Origin of the sequence: Vibrio comitans (genome assembly GCA_024346835.1) — a bacterium.
Classification (GTDB): domain Bacteria; phylum Pseudomonadota; class Gammaproteobacteria; order Enterobacterales; family Vibrionaceae; genus Vibrio; species Vibrio comitans.
Genome location: AP024866.1, coordinates 2,710,942 through 2,731,802, shown reverse-complemented (window position 1 = coordinate 2,731,802; position 20,861 = coordinate 2,710,942). Strand labels below are relative to the sequence as shown.

Here is a 20,861-nt window from a genome sequence, read left to right as displayed (position 1 = left end):
CTAGCGAAAGTAAGTGATTTTTTAAATTTTTTATCATGGATCAATCCTTTATACTATTTAGTCGCTCCCTTGGGGAATTTTTCTGGCTACACACCTCTGTTTCGTTACAGGAAGTACAGTAACAATTACACAATGAATCAACGCGTAATACGGATATTTATCGCTATCGCTTTTTTGGTTTTTAGCCAATTGAGTCGAGCTGAGGCTACCCTCAACGTTAATGGGCTTTCTGAAAAGGCCGAAGAAAACGTTGAGGCTTATCTGTCTGCCATTCCGGAAGAAGATTACTCAACATCCCTTCGTTTCCAATCTCGTGTTGAAGAAAGCATAGTCCAAGCGGTTAGAGCTTTGGGCTATTACCATCCTGAACTCACCTTTACGGTTAATGAAGAAGATCAAGAGCTTAATGTTGATGTTAAGTTAGGCGATCCTGTGGTGATTCAAGCCCTGGATATTCAGGTGAGTGGTGAAGCAAAAGATGACCCCACGTTCGAGGCTTTAATCCAAGCGAGCAAACTCAAACAAGGCGCACAACTGAATCATGGGGATTATGATGCCCTTAAATCAGGGTTACGTAACCTTGCATTGAAGCGAGGCTATTTTGAAGGAGACTTCAGTGTTACACGCCTAGAGGTTGCCCCAGATCTTAATCAGGCTTTTATACATCTACATTATGAAAGTGGCATTCGATATACGTTTGGTCCTACCAGTGTGTCAGGCTCACAAATAGAGCGAGACAGAGTATTCTCGCTAATACCGTTTAAGCAGGGTGATCCTTATCTCGCTACGGATGTTGGCCAGCTCAACCAAAACCTATCCAGCACGTCGTGGTTTTCCTCGGTCTATGTGGAACCCGATTTGAGCCAAGTCGGCAATGGAAACCGTGAATTGCCTATGGCCATTCGTCTTTCGCCACAGTCTCGTCATCTGGTTGAAACGGGTATTGGCTATTCAACAGACGTGGGAGTGAGAGGTTCTCTGAATTGGAAGCGGCCATGGCTGAACCCACAAGGGCACAGCTTTGACAGTAGCTTCTCTTTGTCCAAACCAGAGCAAGAGATCGTCGTTGGCTATAAGATCCCTCTGGAGGACGTGCTTCGGGAGTACTATCGCCTTCAGTATGGTATGAAGTATTTGGATAACAACGATACCACCAGTTTTGAGTCAAGCTTAGGCCTAGAGCGACACTGGCAATTAGACAGTGGTTGGCATCGAACTGCTTTCATTCGTTTGTTAAATGAAGACTTTACACAGGGTGCTCAGGAAGACCGATTTACGATGCTTTTGCCGGGCATCGCCTACAGTAAGACTCGCTCTAGAGGTGGAACAATGCCAACGTGGGGAGATAAGCAATCTATCTCATTTGAATATGGTGACCCTGCGGTTCTCTCGGAAGCAAGAGTATTGAGGGTGGTAGGGCGAACGACTTGGATAAGAAGTTACAAAGAGAACCATAGAGCTATTTTTTATGTGGGCGGCGGTGCTAACTTTACTGAATCTGTTTTTGAACTTCCTCCTTCATTACGTTTCTTTGCTGGTGGTGATAATAACCTGCGTGGTTATGAATACGAATCGATATCGCCAAAAGACAGTGAAGGTAAGCTGACCGGTGCTAAGTTTATGGCCACGACTAGTCTAGAGTATCAATATCGAGTTTATGGGAATTGGTGGTTGGCCACGTTTGTTGACTATGGTGATGCGTGGAATGAAACCCCTGAATGGAAAACAGGTACTGGTGTCGGGATAAGATGGGCTTCACCGGTCGGGCCGGTCAGGCTTGATTTTGCATTTGGTTTAGACGTGGAAGAAGGTACGGATAAATTCCAGCTTCATTTTGGTTTGGGGCCTGAGTTGTAATGATGGAAAAATCACAACAAAACGAACAGCAAACAAGTGCGGAATCTCCGCCAGTAGCGAAGAAAAAACGCTCTTTATGGCGTCGTTTCCTGCGTGCTATTGCTCATTTATCTTTGGGCATGCTGGCGCTTATTTTGTTCATCATCATTATGCTTTGGGTACTGCTTTTCACTAATCCAGGGCTCAACGGAATAATTTGGACAGCGGAAAAGTTTGTGCCCGAGTTAAAGGTAGAGGATACCGAAGGGGCTCTACTGAACGATTTTCAGCTATACGGCATTCAATATAACAATCCTGACTTATTTGTGGCGCTGCAGGCGGAAAAGCTTGAACTGGATATACAGCTGCGTTGCATTCCTAAGGTCGAGCTTTGCATTAAAACCTTAGGTATAGAAGGTGCTAATTTCGCTCTTACCGATATAGCGCCAAGTGAAGAAGTCGCTAACGAGCCGCCAAGTGAGCCTATCACTAGCGTTTCCCTTCCTTTTGGCTTAGGTGTAAATATTGAGCGTCTGTATCTGGATAGAATCGATCTGGATATCTTGGGCAATAAGATCGCATGGAGAGAGTTCGAGACTGGAGCGCAAATGCGCTTTGATAGCCTTACTTTAAATCCAACGCGTCTTGATGGTGGCCGACTCACTCTTGCAACTAGCGAAGGTGAGCCAGAGGTGACACAAGAAACCAGTGCTGATTCGCCTAAATCAAAGATAGTGCTACCTGAGGTGTGGATTCCTCTTAGCGCCAAGATTGAAGATATTACCGTCACCGACTTTAAAATGACGTCCCCAGAGGTAGAGATAGACCGAGCGCATCTGATTGGTTCTGCCGAAGGAAATAACGTCACCGTTCAAACCTTTGAATTAGCGATGCCACTGGTGGATTTAAATCTAGATGGCGAAGTAGAGCTAAAAGAAGATTACCCGCTAACTATCAATACCGACGCAAAGATAAAACAAACCACACTTGCAGGTCAGACTTTGTCACTAAATGCCGAGGGCAGTGTGGCTGATCTGGCACTAAGTGCTGGATTGAGAAAACTCATTGTTGCCGATATCGATGCCAAACTAGAGCCTTTAGACCCAGATATTCCCTTTGATATCGACTTAAGACAAGCGCAAGTGCAATGGCCGTTGCAGGGTGAGGCTGACTACAAAGCACAAATAGCATCGCTTAAAGCAAAAGGTATTTTAGACAACTACACCCTCGATTTAATGGGCGCGGTGCAGGGTAAGGCGATTCCTGATGTGGATCTGACTGTGGATGGAGAGGGTAGCCTAGAGCATATCGATCTAGAAAGCATCGATGTCAAAACCCTACAAGGTGCTATTGAAGGCAGTGTGATGGCGAATTGGGCTAGCCCAATAAATTGGGCAGCCAATCTTCAATTACAAAATATTCAACCAGGGAGTTACTGGCCTGAGGCCGAGGGTGATATTAGTGGGCGCTTAGCTACAACAGGGCGATTGCCAGAAAAAGGCGGTTGGGAGGTTGAGCTTTCAGAGCTTGATATTGACGGTATCTTCCGTGATTACCCGTTGAATATTAACGGTGTTCTTGATGCCAAAGACGCTACTGGAAAGGGAGACTATCGGCTTGATACTCCGGGCTTAGTAGTGGCGCATGGGCAGAACAACATCCGTATTTCGGGAAACCTTGATGAAAACTGGAACCTTGATACCAAGCTGGATATTCCACAAATAAAGCATACGGTGCCAGATTTAGACGGCTCCGCAATAGGGTTAATCGAGCTTCGAGGGCCCTTCGCGACTCCTGAGGTAATCGCCGATGTCACGGCAAATAAGATTGCTTGGCAAGATCAGGTGACGATTGAGTCTATAACCCTGAAAGGGGATGTAGAGCCATTACCGACTCCAGGTGGAAAGCTCAATCTGGTGGTTCAAGGCCTGCAGCATCTCGAACAGAAAGTCACCCGCAGTGAGTTTAGTTTTAGTGGAACTCAAGAGCAGCATAGGGCTTCATTTAGTCTTGATTCCGATATTGTTAAATATATGCTGGATCTGTCTGGGGAACTAGAGACAAAACCTGGAATTAAATGGAAGGGAGAGTTACTTGAGTCTCGCCTAGAGACCGTTCAAGGTGAATGGGCTTTAGATCATACACCGACCATTTCCTATGACGTAGACAAACAAATTGCGTTCGTTGAGGCGCATTGCTGGTTGCAAGCGGACTCTAAGCTCTGCCTTGATAAAGACCTTGAAGCCGGCCAGTCTGGAGAGGTGTTTGCCAGTGTTCAAAACTTCAATTTCTCTCAAGTGGCATCACTACTGCCAAAAGATATTTCACTGGTCGGTAAGGTCGATGCTAATGCTCGCGCGAAGTGGTCTCCAACAGCACTGCCTGAAGTCGAGGTTAAAGTTGAGTTACCAAAAGGGAATGTCACTCAGAAATTAGACCGTCCAGTAACCGTCGGCTGGAATGAGGCGAACCTTAATGCGAGTTTAATTAAGGATGACCTTAACGCTGAGTGGTTGATTGACCTAACCAATAACGGTGACATCAAAGGGCGGGTTGAACTCGATAAAGTTTCTACAGACAACAAGCAGATAGATGCCAGACTGCAATTGCAGCAGATCACACTTGATATGCTAAAGCCCCTATTTGGCGAATTCAGTAAGGTTGGTGCGGATATCAATTCTGATATTGAGCTCAAAGGCCCAGTGAACCAGCCTAAGATATTCGGTGACTTAAGAGTTGAGAATATTATAGCGACAGGCGATGTGAGCCCTATTGACGTTACTTCAGGGCAAGTGATAGCGAAATTCTCCGGCTATCAAAGTAATCTAGATGCCAAGATTGAGACCGAGGATGGGGCGCTGTTAATCACGGGTGAAAGTGATTGGCAAGATATAGAAGATTGGCGAGCTAAGTACAATATCTCAGCAAATCAATTGCTGGTGGAGGTTCCTCCAGTGGTTAAGGCAAGAATCGAACCGGATATTGATATCGCTGTGACCCCAGGATTAATTGATGTGAAAGGTGAAGTTCGATTGCCTTGGGGAAGAATTACCGTCGAAGAGCTTCCGCCTTCTGCAATTTCTGTATCCTCAGATGAAGTTATCTTAGATAAAGACTTGAAACCATTGGATAAAGGTTCTGATTTCCCATTTGAGATTAAGTCTGACATCAAGGTTATTATCGGTGATGACTTCTTGCTAAATGCTTTTGGGTTGCAAGGTGGATTAGTCGGAGAAATCAACGTATCTCAAAAGAACAAAGCGCCGTTCATTCTTGGTGAGGTGAATATCGTCGATGGTAAATATCGCTCCTTTGGTCAAGACTTAATTATTGATGAAGGTAAGGTGCAGTTTAATGGGCCTGCCGATCAGCCGTACTTATCGATTAAGGCAATTCGAAACCCAGACAACACTGAAGATGATGTGGTTGCGGGTATACAGGTATCAGGGCTAGCGGATGAACCGAGTATCGAAGTATTCTCAGATCCAGCTATGCCGCAAGCGAATGCTTTATCGTATATTTTGCGAGGGCAAGATATAGACAGTGATTCGGGCGGTAACGCCATGACAACAGCGCTGATTGGTTTGAGCTTAGCTCGAAGTGGACGAGTTGTCGGTGAGATTGGTGAAGCCTTTGGGGTGAGCGATCTGCAGTTGGATACGACAGGTACTGGGGATGACTCTCAGGTCACCGTAAGTGGCTACATACTCCCTGGCTTACAGGTTAAATACGGCGTGGGTATCTTTGAATCCGTTGGTGAGTTCACATTCCGCTATCGATTGATGAAAGACCTGTATTTAGAAGTGATGTCAGGCACAGACAGCGCCGTAGATTTGTTGTATCAGTTTGAATTCGATTAACCATAGGGTGAAGGTATGCAGCATTTAGTTTTTGTTTATGGAACCTTGAGACGAGATGAAGCGAATCATTACCTTCTACAAGGAAGCGAGTTTCTTGGCTTGTTTGAGACGCCGCCACAGTATGCACTCTATGATTTCAGCACGCTTCCGGGCATTGTTGAGGGGCATGAGGTCATCACAGGGGAGGTGTACAGAATCTCCGAAGAAGTATTAGTTAAGCTAGATATTTTTGAAGATGTTCCTATTGAGTACAGAAGAGAGACTATAGATACTCCCTTCGGAGAGGCGTGGATTTATATTTATCAAGGCACTGAATCAGGTAAGGCGATAGAGTCAGGAGACTGGAACTTACGCAATTAGGCCAATCGGCCCTAGTCATATTAAACAAGGAAGTAAGTATGAAATGGATGTTAACGGCGTTGAGTTGCATGGTGCTATGGGGTTGTGTGGGTAAACCGGATCAGATCACTCCAGTAAACAACTTTGAATTAGAACGATACTTGGGTAAATGGTACGAGATTGCGCGTCTTGACCACTCATTCGAACGAGGTATGAACCAAGTGTCAGCAGAATACTCGATGCGCGAAGACGGTGGAGTCAAGGTGTTAAATTCTGGCTACTCTACGGAAGATAAAGAATGGAACAGTGCTGAAGGCAAGGCCTATTTCGTCGAGTCTGAGGACTTGGGATACTTGAAGGTGTCCTTCTTTGGGCCTTTTTACGGCTCTTACATCGTCTTTGAACTAGAAAAGCAGAACTATGATTATGCCTTTGTCTCAGGGCCGAATCATTCCTATCTTTGGCTATTGTCCAGAACACCGCAGATAAGCGATGACATAAAGCAGAAATTTAAAAGCCAAGCAAAAGAGCTTGGCTTTGATACTAGCGAATTAATCTGGGTCGAACAGACGGCAGATTAGTACTGGTCAGGGTTATCGCGCATGAAACCGTGTAAAGTTTCTACCATGTCAGTCGAGCCGGCAAAGAATGGTACACGTTGGTGTAGTTCTTCTGGCTTGATTTCCATGATACGGCGTGCGCCATCTGTAGCTTCACCGCCAGCTTGTTCCGCTAGGAAAGCAATTGGGTTGCACTCATAAAGAAGACGCAGTTTACCCGTTGGGTAAGCGCGAGTACTAGGGTAAAGGAAGATACCACCTAGTAGTAGGTTACGGTGGAAATCTGATACCAAAGAACCAATGTAGCGAGAAGTGTAAGGGCGCTTGCCTGCTTCATCTTCTTCTTGGCAGTACTTAATGTACTTCTTCACACCAGCAGGGAAGTTAATGTAGTTACCCTCGTTGATAGAGTAGATAAAGCCCTGCTTAGGAATACGCATGTCTTCGTGCGACAGGCAGAAAGAACCGATAGACGGATCGTAAGTGAAGCCGTGAACGCCTTTACCTGTAGTGTAAACTAGCATGGTTGAAGAACCGTAGATTACGTAACCAGAAGCCACTTGCTCTGTACCTGGTTGTAGGAAATCACGAGCTTCAGTTGGACCACCAATAGGTGACAAGCGACGGTAGATAGAGAAGATTGTACCTACAGATACGTTTACATCGATGTTGCTAGAACCATCTAGAGGATCCATCAATACCACGTATTTTGCTTGCTTGTTGATCTCACTGTCGAAAGAAACGAAGTCGTCTTCTTCTTCACTCGCAATACCACAAACTTGGTCACGATTTTCAAGTGCAGCCTTGAAGGTATCGTTTGCTAATACATCCAATTTTTGCTGTGCTTCGCCTTGAATGTTTTCTACACCAGCCGCACCTGTGATATCAACAAGGCCTGCCTTGTTAATCTCACGGTGTACAACTTTAGCCGCCAGATTAATTGACGACAAAAGAGACGAGAGATCACCGCTAGCATGGGGGAAGTCATGCTGCTTCTCGATAATAAATTCACCTAACGTTCTTAAATTGGACATGGGGGGTTCCGTTTATTTGTATGACAAGTTCTTTTTTTAGCCAAATATACAGGACAAAACATATTACGACACGCGAAGTAACTGATCTATTTCACAGTTTTCTGACTTTCATCACTCGCAATGCTATGGGTTAGTGTCCAGAATCTGGTTAGAATCAATTATAAGGCTATTGACTCACCTTCGGATAGAGCCATCTCTCAAAGCAAATGGAAACTTTATGCATATTCATATACTCGGAATTTGTGGCACCTTCATGGGTGGCGCGGCAGTACTAGCAAAGCAGCTTGGTCACAAAGTGACGGGTAGTGATGCGAACGTTTACCCTCCAATGAGCACACTACTTGAGTCGGAGGGGGTTGAGATAATCCAAGGCTACGATCCTAAGCAACTGGAGCCTCGCCCAGACTTAGTGGTTATTGGTAATGCAATGAGTCGTGGCAATCCGTGCGTTGAATATGTATTGGACAACAATCTTAAATACACCTCAGGGCCACAGTGGCTACAAGAGTTCCTTTTGCATGATCGTTGGGTACTGGCTGTCGCGGGTACTCATGGTAAAACGACCACTTCAAGTATGCTGGCTTGGATATTGGAAGATTGCGGCTATGAGCCGGGATTCCTTGTCGGCGGTGTACTAGGCAATTTTGATCAATCTGCTCGCCTTGGTGGCAGTATGTTTTTTGTGGTAGAAGCAGACGAATACGACAGTGCTTTTTTTGATAAACGATCTAAGTTTGTTCACTATCATCCTCGCACCCTGGTGATGAATAACCTTGAATTTGATCATGCAGATATCTTTGACGATCTTGAAGCAATCAAGCGTCAGTTTCATCACTTAGTTAGAACGGTTCCAAGTAACGGGCGCATGCTGTCTCCTGCTGATGACGAGGCAATAAGTGATGTGTTGTCTCGCGGCTGCTGGAGTGAAACGGAGTTCTCTGGCAAAGATTGGCAAGTGAAAAAACAAAAAGCAGACGGCAGTCACTTTGAGGTGTATTTGAAGCAGCAGTTAGTCGGTGAAGTGAAATGGGATCTTGTCGGCGACCATAATGTGAATAATGCTTTGATGGCGATAGCTGCGGCGAGACATGTGGGCGTTGTTCCAGACCTTGCTTGTGAGTCTTTGGGGCGCTTTATTAATACCAAGCGCCGCCTAGAGCTTAAGGGCGAAGTGAATGGCATCACTGTTTATGATGATTTTGCTCACCACCCAACAGCCGTTGAACTGACTCTAGATGGCTTGCGTAATAAAGTTGGTAAGCAAAGAATATTTGCAGTACTTGAACCACGCTCGAGCACTATGAAGATGGGAGTTCACAAAGATACCCTAGCGGCCTCATTAGGTTTGGCTGACAAGGTATTTCTCTATCAACCCGATAGTATCGATTGGTCAGTGCAAGATATTGCACAGCAGTGCTCTCAGCCAGCGCAAGCTTCTAACTCAGTGGATGACATTGTCCAATCTTTAGTGGACGAGACTAAGCCAGGCGACCATATACTGGTGATGAGTAATGGCGGTTTTGAGGGAATCCATACTAAGCTTCTACAAGCACTACAGGTAGCGGAACATTAATGCAGCATAGCCAACAACAGAAAAGCATTACATTAGCGATGACGGGAGCCTCTGGGGCTCCCTACGGCTTAGCATTACTTAAGAAACTACTCGAAGCGGATTATAAGGTGTTCTTTTTAGTTTCTTCAGCGGCTCGTGTAGTGTTAGCCACTGAACATAACCTCAAGCTTCCTAGCGGCCCTGATGCTATCAAAGCGGCATTGGTGGAGCATTTGGGGTGCGATGATTCAAAGCTCATCGTGTGTGGCAAAGAAGATTGGTTCTCGCCAGTCGCTTCCGGATCAGCCGCTCCTAAGCAAATGATTGTTTGTCCTTGTTCGGCAGGTAGTCTTGCGTCGATCGCTCATGGTATCTCTGACAATCTTATTGAGCGTGCGGCAGACGTGGTACTCAAAGAGCGAGGTCAGTTGATTTTGGTAGTGCGTGAAACGCCTTTCTCCACGTTACACCTAGAGAATATGCTCAAGCTATCAAAGATGGGGGCGACTATTATGCCTGCAGCCCCTGGGTTTTATCATCAGCCGCAATCCATTGATGATCTCGTTAACTTTATGGTGGCGCGAGTGCTCGACCATATCGGTGTCAACCAAGATCTGGTGCAGCCTTGGGGCTACGATAGACGTCAGTAACGAATCAAAATATCAACGCCAGCATATTGCTGGCGTTGTTTTTTCTATGTCCTTTTCAACTTCTAACAGACTTGAATTACAGATTCTCCTCTGCAAACTCTGCTAGTCGACTTCGCACCACACCGTTGAGGTGAATATTGGCTGAACCTTCAAAGTTTTTGAAGCGTTCCACCATGTAGGTAAGGCCTGAAGTGACAGGGGTCAGATAAGGGGAGTCTATTTGTGCAAGGTTGCCAGAGCAGACAATCTTGGTACCTTCACCACAACGAGTGATGATGGTTTTGATCTGCGAAGCGGTAAGGTTTTGACACTCATCGAGCAAAACAAAGGCATTTTGGATGGAGCGTCCGCGCATAAAGTTAATGGATTTAAACTGAATGTTGGCTTTCTCGCAAATATAGCGCAGAGAGCCTTCGGTGCAGTGATCGTTCTTGTGCAGCGCCTCTAGTGTATCGGTGACTGCGGCAAGCCAAGGCAACATTTTTTCTTCCTCGTTGCCGGGTAAGAAACCAATGGACTCTCCAATCTCTGGTGTATTTCGTGTCACGATGATTTTATCAAACATGTTGTGTTCGACAGCTTGCTCTAGAGCCGCGGCCATTGCCAGTAAGGTTTTACCACTACCTGCCGCTCCCGTTAATATCACCAAGTCGATATCAGGATCCATAAGGGCATCGAGCGCCATCCCTTGATAGATATTCTTAGGTCTAATATCCCACGCGCGACGACTCATCATCTTGTCGCGACTGAGGTCTTTTAGAGTGACTGATTCTGAATCTATCTCCGTGACTCTCGCGGCAAAATCACTTTCTGAATCAAGAATGTATTGGTTAATATAGGGCTGTTCGATATTGGATTGGTGGATTAGGTGGTGAGTTTTTCCGGCTAGAGCGATGGAGTTGACTTCGTTTATCTTATCCCAGAAGGTTCCGTCGTATTGCACAAACCCTTTGGTTAAATACTGCACATCGTCAATGAGTTGATCTGTGCGGTAGTCTTCTACGTGCCGGACTCCTGCGCCTTTAGCTCGCAGGCGCATGTTAATATCTTTAGTGACGAGAACGACGTCTCGTGGCGAACGTTTGTTTTGTAGGTAGATAACGGCATTGAGTATTCGATTATCCCCCGCCTTATCCGCGAAGGCTTTTACCGTCTCTTGCAGCTCAAAATCAGCCAGTATCGAAAGTGTACCTGTCGATTTTGATTCATTGTTAAAACGGATACCCTCAGATATTTGATCGGGTGTTGCTTCGCGGAATAGATCCTCCAATGTACGAATCGCGACGCGTGCATCACGAGCAACATCTCGTTTGCTGTCTTTGATTCGGTCTAGTTCTTCTAAGACAGTCATCGGAATGACGACGTCGTGTTCTTGAAAGGAAAAAATGGCGTGTGGTTCGTGAAGTAGGATGTTGGTGTCGAGTACGAAAATCTTGCGTTCGCTATCACCCATAAGCGTCTCCTTTGCTTATTTGACGTTGTGTATCCAAGCGATCTCAAAACCCAGTTTTTAGACTGATGAAGAGAGCTCAGTTAGATATCGAAAACCTCTTCTATTTTGAGTGTAGTTTGGTTTCATTTGTTTGACAGTTTGATTGCATAATTTATATCCAGTGAAATTAAGGTTTTACGTGCCCAGCATGCAGCGATGTACTATCATGTCGCCCTTTTTCTGATAGGAAACTTAGCCAGTTTTGCTTGGTTTTCTTCTACTATTGTTAGAGTCGATTTTACAAAAGGGTTTTAGCTGAATGGCATTTGCGATTGGTCAACGTTGGATTAGTGATACAGAGAGTGATTTAGGTCTTGGAACGATAGTTGCCATTGATGCACGAACGGTAACCTTGATGTTTGCCGCCTCGGAAGAGGAGCGACTGTACGCTATCAGTGATGCCCCGATTACTCGCGTCACCTTTGCTGTTGGCGACACTATTGAAGCCCATGAAGGCTGGTCACTGAACGTAGAGCAGGTCATTGAAGAGAAAGAGGTGCTTTGCTACGTGGGTACTCGTGAAGATACCGGTGAGCAAGGTGTCGAGCTTCGTGAAATTTTCCTTAGCCATCAGATCCGCTTTAACAAGCCTCAAGATAAGCTGTTCACAGGTCAAATTGACCGTATGGACAATTTTGTATTGCGTTATCAGGCTCTAAATAATCAATACCAGCAGCATAGAAGTCCACTTCGAGGACTGACGGGAATGCGCGCGGGTTTGATTCCTCATCAGCTTTTTATCGCTCAAGAAGTAGGGCGTCGATACGCCCCTCGTGTTTTGCTAGCCGATGAAGTAGGCCTTGGTAAAACCATTGAAGCCGGCATGATAATCCACCAACAAGTTTTGGCGGGTCGCGCTGAACGAATTCTTATTGTGGTGCCTGAGACGCTAACACACCAATGGCTGGTGGAAATGATGCGTCGCTTCAATTTGCATTTCTCTGTGTTTGATGAAGAGCGTTGTGTTGAGGCTTACGCAGAAGCACCTAATCCATTTGATACTCAACAATTAGTGCTTTGCTCGTTAGATTTTCTTAAGAGCAGTCCTAAGCGTCATCAACAGGCGCTAGAAGCAGAGTGGGACTTATTGGTTATCGATGAGGCTCATCACCTTGAGTGGAGTGTAGATGCGCCAAGCTCTGAGTATATGGCGGTAGAATCGCTAGCATCAAAGATTCCTGCGGTACTCTTGCTAACCGCGACTCCGGAGCAGCTAGGTCGTGAAAGTCACTTTGCAAGACTGCGTCTACTCGATCCTGATCGCTTCTATGATTATCAAGCCTTTGTTAATGAAGAAGAAAACTACGCACCTGTGGCTGAGGCTGTCAGCCAATTGCTTTCAGGCCAAGCACTACCTAATGATGCAAAAAATCAGATCACTGAGTTGTTGTCTGAGCAAGATATTGAGCCGATGCTTAAGGCTATTTCTGATGACCAGCACCCAGAACAGCAGGCATCAGCCAGGCAAGAGCTAATTGATAACCTGATGGATCGCCACGGTACGGGACGCGTATTGTTCCGAAATACTCGTGCGGCTATTAAGGGCTTCCCTGAGCGCCGAGTGCATTTACTGCCTATGCCTTTGCCTGAGCAATATGCTCGCGCCATTAAAGTATCGAAGATGTTCAATGTTGACCTGCCTTTAGAGAAGCAAGCAGGCATCATGCTCTACCCTGAAGAGGTATTCCAAGAGTTGGGAGATACTGGCTCGTGGTGGCAATTTGATAGCCGAGTAGACTGGCTGATCGAGAAGGTTAAAGAGAAGCGCTCTGAAAAGGTACTGGTTATTGCTTCAAGAGCCACCACAGCATTGCAACTTGAACAAGCGCTGCGTGAGCGTGAAGGTATTCGAGCTACCGTGTTCCATGAAGGTATGTCGATTATAGAGCGTGATAAAGCGGCTGCTTATTTTGCTCAAGAAGAGGGTGGCGCACAGGTGCTGATCTGTTCAGAGATTGGTTCTGAGGGACGTAACTTCCAGTTTGCTAATCAGTTGGTGATGTTCGATTTGCCATTTAACCCTGACTTGCTAGAACAGCGCATTGGTCGCTTGGATCGTATAGGCCAAAATTCCGATATTGATGTATTCGTACCGTACCTAGAGGGAAGCTCTCAAGGCGTGCTGGCTCATTGGTACAACGAAGGCCTTAATGCCTTTGCTGAAACCTGCCCAACGGGTCGTACTGTGTATGAGAAGTTCTCTTATGAACTGACAGAAATGATTGCAACCGGAGATAGCTCTGCGCTTCCTGAAGTGATTGCTCAATCGGCAAAGATCAATCAGCAGCTTAAACAAGATCTAGAGCAAGGCCGTGATCGACTGTTAGAGATGCACTCTAATGGCGGTGACAGAGCGCAAGACTTGGTTCAAGAAATTGCCTCTAAAGACAATGACACTCAGTTCATCAGCTTTGCCCTTAGCCTGTTTGACTGTATTGGCCTAAACCAAGACGACAAGGGAGAGAATGCTCTGGTAGTGACTCCTTCTGAGCACATGCTAGTGCCTAGTTATCCTGGCCTTCCATATGATGGTGCAACTATTACCTTTGATCGTGATACGGCTCTTTCTCGTGAAGATATGAACTTCATGTCTTGGGAGCACCCAATGATTCAAGGCGGTATTGACCTACTGCTCAGTGAAGGGGTTGGAGCATCAGCAGTTTCTCTATTAAAAAACAAAGCCTTGCCAGTTGGTACTATGCTGTTAGAACTGGTATATCTGGTTGATGCACAAGCACCTAAACGCAGCGGAATTTCGCGCTTCTTACCACAAACGCCAATTCGTTTGATGCTAGATGGTAAGGGTAACGATCTTTCTGAGCAGGTAGAATTTGATAGCTTTAATCGCCAGCTGAGCCCGATCAATCGTCACATGGCCAGTAAGCTAGTGACCTCTGTTCAGGCACAAGTTCAGGCCTTGATTAGCGTGGGTGATGAGAAGGTTCTGTCAAAGCATGAGCAGGTTAAACAGCAAGCTAAGGCTGAAATGCAAGCAAGCTTAAGTGCTGAGTTAGAGCGTCTACTTGCCCTTAAAGCGGTGAACCCAAATATCCGAGATGAGGAAGTAACGGCAATCGAAGAGCAAATTAGCGAGCTCGATGGCTTTATCTCTCAAGCGCAGATTCAATTGGATTCTTTACGTTTGATCGTTGTGTCTCATAATTAATTCTGGAGAGAAAGCATGGCCATGACTGAGTATCATCCTCCAGTAGATCCGTGGATAGACATCGTCTATCAAGATGAACATATCTTGGTGGCCAATAAGCCTGCTGGCTTATTGTCTGTTCCTGGTAGGGAAGAGCGTCACTACGATAGCTTATGGAGTCGTCTTGTCGAGGAGTATCCTGAGATTCAAGTGGTGCATCGCTTGGACATGGCCACATCCGGTTTAATGTTGTTTGCTCTTAATAAAGAGGCCGAGCGTCATCTTAAAAAGCAATTTCAATATCGCTTAACGCATAAGGTTTATTACGCTCGTGTTTGGGGTGAACTTGAGGAAAAAGAGGGGATCGTCGATCTTCCTCTTATCTGTGATTGGCCAAACAGACCAAGACAGAAGGTGTGTACCCATGATGGCAAACCCTCAAGAACAGACTATCAAAAGGTAGTGCAGGAAGAGAAGACGTGCATTGTGCGCCTGTTGCCTATTACCGGACGGTCGCACCAACTGCGTGTGCATATGAATGAAATGGGACACTCCATTGTGGGTGATGAGTTTTATTCTGAAGGAGAGGCAAGGGCTTACTCTGAGCGCTTGCAACTACACTCTACGGAACTGAGCTTTTATCATCCTAAAGATAACAAATTAGTCAGTATGTTTGTGCCATGCGACTTTTATCCTGAGGCAGAACCTTTAGTATTGGAACTCTACTCTGCGGAGCCTGAGTTACCCGATTATAAAACCTTGCCAAAGCACTAAAGTATCTAGCATTAAGGATTACGCATGCCACAATCGTTACCTAAGGTTGTCTTTTTAGATAAGGCGACTATTCCAGCACACGCCCTATTTCGTAAATTGAGCTTTCCTCATCAGTGGGTGGAGTATGACTTCACCTCTCCTGAGCAGTTAGAAGAACGCTTGGTTGGAGCTGAGATTGTCATTAGTAATAAGGTTGTGTTGAGTGGGGAAACGTTAAGGCAGTTTCCTGATATTAAGTTGATTGCGGTCTCTGCTACTGGAACCAATACTATTGATTTGGATTACTGCGCAGAGAATCAAATCGCGGTGTGCAATATTCAAGGGTATGCCACACGCTCTGTACCTGAACACGTGATTGGGATGATCTTTGCTCTTAAGCGTAATTTGTTCGCTTATCATCAAGATATAGAGAAAGGTGTATGGCAAAAAGACAAACAGTTTTGTTTCTTCACGCACCCTATTACGGATGTAGCAGGGTCGACGATAGCAATTATTGGCAGTGGTAGCTTAGGTCAAGCGGTAGCGACTCTTAGCAGTGCTCTTGGCATGAAAGCCATCTTTGTCGAGCGCAAAGGTGCGACGCAGGTGAGAGAGGGCTATGTTAGCTTTGAAGAGGCTCTACAGCAGGCAGATATTGTGACCTTGCATTGCCCACTAACCCAGAGTACAACCAATCTGATCGCTCGTGGCGAGCTTGCTTTAATGAAGTCGACCTCGGTTTTGATTAACACGGGCAGAGGTGGCTTAGTGAATGAAGACCATCTGGTAGAAGCGCTTAAATCGGGTGAAATAGCGGGTGCGGGAGTTGATGTGTTTACTCAAGAGCCAGCTGATACATCCAACCCTTTACTTGCCAATATGTCACTGCCGAATCTATTGCTAACCCCGCATGTGGCTTGGGGCAGTAACTCAGCATTGCAAAGTCTGGTCGATATTCTGCTCAATAATATTGATGATTTTGTGGCAGGAAAGCACTCAAACAGAGTGGTTTAATACAAAGATATTTAGTACAAAATTACTTAGTACAAATAAAAACGGTCACCTATTTAGGTGACCGTTTTTCATTTATACGTTGTCGTAGCCTTGAGGCTTAATCACTAACACATTGACAGGTGAGTTATGTACGACCTTACTCGCCACTGAACCCAAAACGACATTATCAATTCGCGAGCGTTTGTGGCTTGGCATGACAATTAAGTCAGCGCCTAGCTTTTCTGCATAATCGATAATGGTAGCGTAAGGCTTACCTTCAGCGATGTGAACCTGATAGACCAGTTCTGGGTCTACAAAGCTATCTGCGAAGTTTCTAAGCTGAGTTTCAACATCTTTCTTCATGTCTCGTACTGCATCCTTAGGAAAGTAGGTTGCCACCATGGACATGTGAATCCCTGGTAATACGTTCAAAAGATGCAGTTGTGCATTGCTTTGCTTGGCATGCCAAACGGCTGCCTTTAAGGCTTTATCACTGAAGCCTTTTTCGTTCAGGTCAACGGGGACTAAGATCTGTTTGTACATGGAAAACGCTCTTGAATTTTTGTCGTGCTATTGCCCCATAGTGTAGACCATGGGGCATTGAGCGAAATCAAACTATGCGTTGATAGACTCTCTAGCTCGACGTCGTTTTTGATTTAGCGCCATTAGTAACACTAAAATCAATGCTGGAAGGAACACCCACTCTTTCATAGGGCGCTCTGCCTTTTGAATGATGTGTTTGATTTTCCAATCAAAATCTATGCCAGCAGCTTCTGCAGGACTACCGAATTCGACCATATCTACAATAACGCTGTCATCACTTTGAGACAGCATTAATCCCATAGAAGAAATGCGATCCTCGGCGGAGCTTGCATTGTCATCAAACGGCAAACGGACCGTTTTGCTGATGAATTTACCTTCAAGATTTTCACCTTCAACACGCATTTGTAGAGCCTTGCCTATTGGCATTTGCTCAACAACGGTGGATATCTCAGTCGCTGGTACTTCTAACTGAGCAGGGTAAATGTGATCCCACCAAAATCCTGGACGGAAGAAGGTAAAGGTCAACACGAGTAAGGCAATGGTTTCCCACCATTTATTGCGCGTGAACCACCAACCTTGAGTTGCTGCAGAAAATAGCAACATTGCAGCGGTCGCGGAGAGTATGGTGAGCAGTAAGTGCCACCAACTGTCTATTCCCATCATCAGAAGTTGAGTGTTGAACACAAACATAAACGGCAGAATGGCCGTGCGTATGTCATAGGTAAAGCCTTGAATACCCGTACGAATAGGGTCAGATTTTGCAATTGCTGCTGCCGCAAAGGCGGCCAAGCCAACCGGCGGCGTATCATCGGCAAGGATGCCAAAATAGAATACAAATAGGTGCACGGCAATCAGAGGGATAATCAGTCCATGTGCTGCCCCTAAGGTAACAATTACCGGAGCCATCAAGGTGGATACCACAATGTAGTTGGCTGTGGTTGGCAGTCCCATACCTAGGATAAGGCTGATAACCGCAGTAAACAGCAGCATCATGATGACGCTACCACCAGAGATGAACTCGACGAAATCTGTCATCACCAAACCAATACCAGTAAGTGTTACTACACCCACTACAGTACCTGCTGCTGCCGTCGCGACACCGATGCCTATCATGTTCCTTGCGCCAGAAACCAGAGCCTCTAAAAGGTCATGAAAGCCGATTTTAAATGCTTTCGCAATCTCATGATCATTATTAAAAAAGCTCATCAGTGGGCGCTGAGTGAGGAGGATAAAGATCATGAACACTGTTGCCCAAAAAGCAGATAAGCCCGGCGAGAATCGCTCTACTGTCAAACACCAGACCAGCACCACTATTGGTAGCAAAAAGTGCAGGCCAGATTTAACAGTTGGCCCTACATCTGGGATCTCTGTTAAGTCAGGATCCATCTCAGCATGGTCTTGATATTGCGAGGAAATGCGCACAAGTCCAACGTAAGCAATAAGTAATGCAATGGTCACAATGGGGGTAGCTGCAGCGCCAAATACGTCTTTGGTCCAGCCAATGCCGTAGTAAACGGCTGCACTAATCACGCATAGACCAAGAATGGTGCCCGTGAAAGAGAGTAAGCTCTGCAACTTAGTTGGCGTATGACGACGAGGTAAGCCTTCCATACCCGCCTTACAAGCTTCTAAGTGAACGATATAGATAAGAGCAATATAAGAGATGAGGGCAGGTAATAGCGCAGCCTTAATTACCTCTACATAGGATATACCGACATACTCAACCATTAAGAATGCCGCTGCACCCATGATAGGTGGGGTTAACTGACCATTTGTGGAAGCTGCAACCTCTACGGCGCCCGCTTTAGTGCCAGGAAAACCAACACGCTTCATTAGTGGGATGGTAAAGGTACCTGTAGTTACCACGTTGGCGATAGATGAACCTGATACTAGGCCAGATAAACCAGAGGCAACAACTGCTGCTTTAGCAGGACCGCCACGCATATGACCCAATAGAGAGAAGGCGACCTTAATAAAGTAGGCGCCAGCGCCAGCTCTTTCTAACATGGCACCAAACAGCACAAATAAGAATACAAATGACGTCGAAACGCCTAGAGCAACACCGAATACCCCCTCAGTAGTCAGCCACAAGTGAGACATGGCTTTGTTGAGGCTTGCTCCCTTATGTGCGATGACATCTGGCATATGAGGGCCACCAAAGGTGTAAAGCAGGAATACTGCTGCTACAACCATCAGTGGTGGGCCGAGTGCTCGGCGAGTTGCTTCTAGAAGCAGCACCATACCGATAACCGAAGCCACAATATCCATTGTGGTTGGTGCACCAGAGCGTTCAGCTAATTGGGTATAAAAGAGATAAATGTAACCAGCAGCTAAACTGCCAAGCAGTGCCAATATCCAATCAACGGCAGGAATTCTATCTCGTGGCGATCCCTTTAATGCCGGATAGGCAGTAAAGGCAAGGAATATGGCAAAAGTGAGGTGGATAGAACGCGCTTCGGTATCGTTGAGGATAGCGAAATTGAAAATGAATGGCAGCGGCGAGGCATACCAAAGCTGGAACAGTGACCAGCATAGTGGCACAAACCATAGGATTCGCCCTGGGATACCAGAAGGGTTTCTTGCCCCAGTATCTGCTTGAGCGACGATCTCTTGTGCCTCTTGAATAGGAGTCGTTGAATGTGTCATTAGTGTGTCCTAATTCTGTTGACGCTAGGGTTGGCTAGGCGCGCACCTTTAGGTACTCAATAACCTTAGACCAAGCCCAAATACTAGCCAATAAATTGCAATATAAAGAGAGGGGGTTGCCAAACGGAGGCAAACAGAAAGCCCCAATCGAGAATGGGACATTGGCTAGTAAACATAAGGGGATAGCGTAGCATCCCCTATTTTCACTGAAGAAAAGTAAGGAGGCTCTAGCCTCCTTATCTTATCGGGTTACTTGATAAGGCCTACTTCTTTGTAGTATTTCTCTGCACCTGGGTGAAGAGGAATAGATAGGCCGTCTTTTACCATGTTCTCTTTCTTAAGACTTGAGAATGCAGGGTGTAGTAGACGTTTAAAAGTATCAAAGTTTTCAAATACCGCTTTCGCTACTGTGTAGGCAACTTCATCTGAAACGTCAGTCGTCGTTACCATAGTTGCTGCTACACCGAAGCTATTAACGTCTTGGTCAGTACCACGGTACATTCCAGCAGGTACTGTACTAAATGCATAGTAAGGGTTATCAGCGACGATCTTATCGATCTCTGGGCCCGTTGCTGGAACTAGTTTTGCGTTACAAGAGGTTGTAGCTTCTTTGATTGATCCATTTGGGTGACCAACCATGTAGATGAAGGCATCAATCTTGTTATCACAAAGAGCTTGAGAACGCTCAGAGCCTTTCAGCTCAGAGGCAAGTTTGAAGCTGTCGTTAGTCCAACCCATAGCGTCCATGACTACGCCCATTGTCGCGCGGTCACCAGAACCAGGGTTACCAATGTTTACACGCTTGCCAGCTAGGTCAGATACGTTGTTAATACCAGAGTCTTCGCGTGCAATGATGTTAAAAGGTTCTGTATGAAGAGAGAATACAGCACGAAGCTTTTTGTAAGGACCTTGCTCAGAGAACTTGCTGGTTCCGTTGTAGCCGTGGAACTGCCAATCAGACTGAACGATACCAAAGTCTAATTCACCAGAGCGGATAGTATTTACGTTGTAGATAGAACCGCCAGTAGACTCTACTGAACAGCGTACATTGTGGTCATTGCGGTCTTTGTTAACAAGCTTACAGATTGCACCACCCGTAGGGTAGTAAACACCAGTTACTGAACCAGTACCAATAGTAATGAACTCTTGAGCTGAAACTACGCCTGCGCCCATAACTGCTGCAGCAATCGCACCAAGCTTAATCGCTTTCTTAAATGCCATGATGTTTCTTCCTTATATCCATGATCATACCAACAGCCTTCTATGTGCTGTTGAGGTTTCCTGTATGGAAACGGCATCTTTTTCAATCCTAATTCAGCCAACAGCACTTGATGTAATGTTAAATATTCGAACCAACCGAATCTTCTTAGTTTAGATCGACTTTAGAAGAAACGTTCAACATTACAGCAATAACAGAGGGTAAATCGTTGAAAAAGTGGCTGCATCATAGCAAAAAAT

The 20,861-nt window shown here is 45.7% G+C and carries 14 protein-coding genes; 9 read left to right on the top strand and 5 right to left on the bottom strand.

Features of this window, described 5'->3' with window-relative positions; genetic code table 11:
* Positions 1–132: 132 nt before the first annotated feature.
* From tamA to OCU46_RS12470, 4 genes are read left to right on the top strand one after another with little or no spacing between them, the layout of a single operon-like run.
* Positions 133–1,857 carry an autotransporter assembly complex protein TamA gene (gene tamA / locus OCU46_RS12485; RefSeq protein WP_167495355.1) on the top strand — a complete coding sequence of 575 codons (1,725 nt, stop codon included), beginning with the start codon at positions 133–135 and terminating at the stop codon, positions 1,855–1,857.
* Positions 1,857–5,696, top strand: coding sequence for an autotransporter assembly complex protein TamB (tamB, locus tag OCU46_RS12480; protein ID WP_141270889.1), 3,840 nt, complete (start codon positions 1,857–1,859; stop codon positions 5,694–5,696). The genes tamA and tamB overlap by 1 nt, the downstream gene beginning before the upstream one ends.
* Before the next feature lie 15 nt (positions 5,697–5,711).
* A complete protein-coding gene (locus OCU46_RS12475; protein WP_141270888.1) occupies positions 5,712–6,056 on the top strand; it encodes a gamma-glutamylcyclotransferase family protein in 345 nt (114 codons plus the stop codon).
* Between the two features lie 38 nt (positions 6,057–6,094).
* Complete coding sequence (locus OCU46_RS12470; RefSeq protein ID WP_141270887.1) at positions 6,095–6,616, top strand: lipocalin family protein; 522 nt, start codon at positions 6,095–6,097, stop codon at positions 6,614–6,616.
* Here OCU46_RS12470 and fbp read toward each other — a convergent pair.
* A complete protein-coding gene (gene fbp, locus OCU46_RS12465) occupies positions 6,613–7,629 on the bottom strand; it encodes a class 1 fructose-bisphosphatase (RefSeq protein WP_141270886.1) in 1,017 nt (338 codons plus the stop codon). The genes OCU46_RS12470 and fbp overlap by 4 nt on opposite strands.
* 217 nt (positions 7,630–7,846) lie before the next feature.
* Here fbp and mpl point away from each other — a divergent pair, with 217 nt between their 5' ends.
* On the top strand, positions 7,847–9,202 hold the full coding sequence (gene mpl, locus OCU46_RS12460; RefSeq protein WP_141270885.1) for a UDP-N-acetylmuramate:L-alanyl-gamma-D-glutamyl-meso-diaminopimelate ligase: 1,356 nt from the start codon (positions 7,847–7,849) through the stop codon (positions 9,200–9,202).
* Complete coding sequence (locus OCU46_RS12455; RefSeq protein ID WP_141270884.1) at positions 9,202–9,831, top strand: flavin prenyltransferase UbiX; 630 nt, start codon at positions 9,202–9,204, stop codon at positions 9,829–9,831. The genes mpl and OCU46_RS12455 overlap by 1 nt, the downstream gene beginning before the upstream one ends.
* A gap of 76 nt (positions 9,832–9,907) precedes the next feature.
* On the opposite strand, the gene OCU46_RS12450 is transcribed toward OCU46_RS12455, so the two are convergent.
* Positions 9,908–11,284: a PhoH family protein gene (locus tag OCU46_RS12450; protein WP_141270883.1), complete on the bottom strand. Its 1,377-nt coding sequence runs from the start codon at positions 11,282–11,284 to the stop codon at positions 9,908–9,910.
* 298 nt (positions 11,285–11,582) lie between these two features.
* Here OCU46_RS12450 and rapA point away from each other — a divergent pair, with 298 nt between their 5' ends.
* Genes rapA through OCU46_RS12435 form a run of 3 tightly spaced genes read left to right on the top strand, consistent with a single transcriptional unit; the run spans position 11,583 to position 16,235 of the window.
* Positions 11,583–14,489, top strand: a complete 2,907-nt coding sequence (gene rapA, locus OCU46_RS12445) for an RNA polymerase-associated protein RapA (RefSeq protein ID WP_141270882.1) — start codon at positions 11,583–11,585, stop codon at positions 14,487–14,489.
* 15 nt (positions 14,490–14,504) lie between these two features.
* Positions 14,505–15,242: a bifunctional tRNA pseudouridine(32) synthase/23S rRNA pseudouridine(746) synthase RluA gene (gene rluA / locus OCU46_RS12440; RefSeq protein WP_141270881.1), complete on the top strand. Its 738-nt coding sequence runs from the start codon at positions 14,505–14,507 to the stop codon at positions 15,240–15,242.
* A gap of 24 nt (positions 15,243–15,266) precedes the next feature.
* Positions 15,267–16,235 carry a D-2-hydroxyacid dehydrogenase gene (locus tag OCU46_RS12435; RefSeq protein WP_141270880.1) on the top strand — a complete coding sequence of 323 codons (969 nt, stop codon included), beginning with the start codon at positions 15,267–15,269 and terminating at the stop codon, positions 16,233–16,235.
* A gap of 72 nt (positions 16,236–16,307) precedes the next feature.
* Here OCU46_RS12435 and OCU46_RS12430 read toward each other — a convergent pair whose 3' ends face one another.
* The 3 genes from OCU46_RS12430 to OCU46_RS12420 form a co-directional block, all read right to left on the bottom strand.
* Positions 16,308–16,757 carry a universal stress protein gene (locus tag OCU46_RS12430; protein WP_141270879.1) on the bottom strand — a complete coding sequence of 150 codons (450 nt, stop codon included), beginning with the start codon at positions 16,755–16,757 and terminating at the stop codon, positions 16,308–16,310.
* 72 nt (positions 16,758–16,829) lie between these two features.
* The gene (locus tag OCU46_RS12425; RefSeq protein ID WP_141270878.1) at positions 16,830–19,403 is read right to left on the bottom strand and encodes a TRAP transporter permease; all 2,574 of its coding nucleotides are present in this window, start codon (positions 19,401–19,403) and stop codon (positions 16,830–16,832) included.
* 249 nt (positions 19,404–19,652) lie between these two features.
* On the bottom strand, positions 19,653–20,624 hold the full coding sequence (locus tag OCU46_RS12420) for a TAXI family TRAP transporter solute-binding subunit (protein WP_141270877.1): 972 nt from the start codon (positions 20,622–20,624) through the stop codon (positions 19,653–19,655).
* Between the last annotated feature and the right edge of the window lie 237 nt (positions 20,625–20,861).

Bases quoted from the DNA above. Each gene is read 5' to 3' on its own strand.
- tamA (WP_167495355.1), top strand. From the start codon at position 133: ATGAATCAACGCGTAATACGGATATTTATCGCTATCGCTTTTTTGGTT.
- tamB (WP_141270889.1), top strand. From the start codon at position 1,857: ATGATGGAAAAATCACAACAAAACGAACAGCAAACAAGTGCGGAATCT.
- OCU46_RS12475 (WP_141270888.1), top strand. From the start codon at position 5,712: ATGCAGCATTTAGTTTTTGTTTATGGAACCTTGAGACGAGATGAAGCG.
- OCU46_RS12470 (WP_141270887.1), top strand. From the start codon at position 6,095: ATGAAATGGATGTTAACGGCGTTGAGTTGCATGGTGCTATGGGGTTGT.
- fbp (WP_141270886.1), bottom strand. From the start codon at position 7,629: ATGTCCAATTTAAGAACGTTAGGTGAATTTATTATCGAGAAGCAGCAT.
- mpl (WP_141270885.1), top strand. From the start codon at position 7,847: ATGCATATTCATATACTCGGAATTTGTGGCACCTTCATGGGTGGCGCG.
- OCU46_RS12455 (WP_141270884.1), top strand. From the start codon at position 9,202: ATGCAGCATAGCCAACAACAGAAAAGCATTACATTAGCGATGACGGGA.
- OCU46_RS12450 (WP_141270883.1), bottom strand. From the start codon at position 11,284: ATGGGTGATAGCGAACGCAAGATTTTCGTACTCGACACCAACATCCTA.
- rapA (WP_141270882.1), top strand. From the start codon at position 11,583: ATGGCATTTGCGATTGGTCAACGTTGGATTAGTGATACAGAGAGTGAT.
- rluA (WP_141270881.1), top strand. From the start codon at position 14,505: ATGGCCATGACTGAGTATCATCCTCCAGTAGATCCGTGGATAGACATC.
- OCU46_RS12435 (WP_141270880.1), top strand. From the start codon at position 15,267: ATGCCACAATCGTTACCTAAGGTTGTCTTTTTAGATAAGGCGACTATT.
- OCU46_RS12430 (WP_141270879.1), bottom strand. From the start codon at position 16,757: ATGTACAAACAGATCTTAGTCCCCGTTGACCTGAACGAAAAAGGCTTC.
- OCU46_RS12425 (WP_141270878.1), bottom strand. From the start codon at position 19,403: ATGACACATTCAACGACTCCTATTCAAGAGGCACAAGAGATCGTCGCT.
- OCU46_RS12420 (WP_141270877.1), bottom strand. From the start codon at position 20,624: ATGGCATTTAAGAAAGCGATTAAGCTTGGTGCGATTGCTGCAGCAGTT.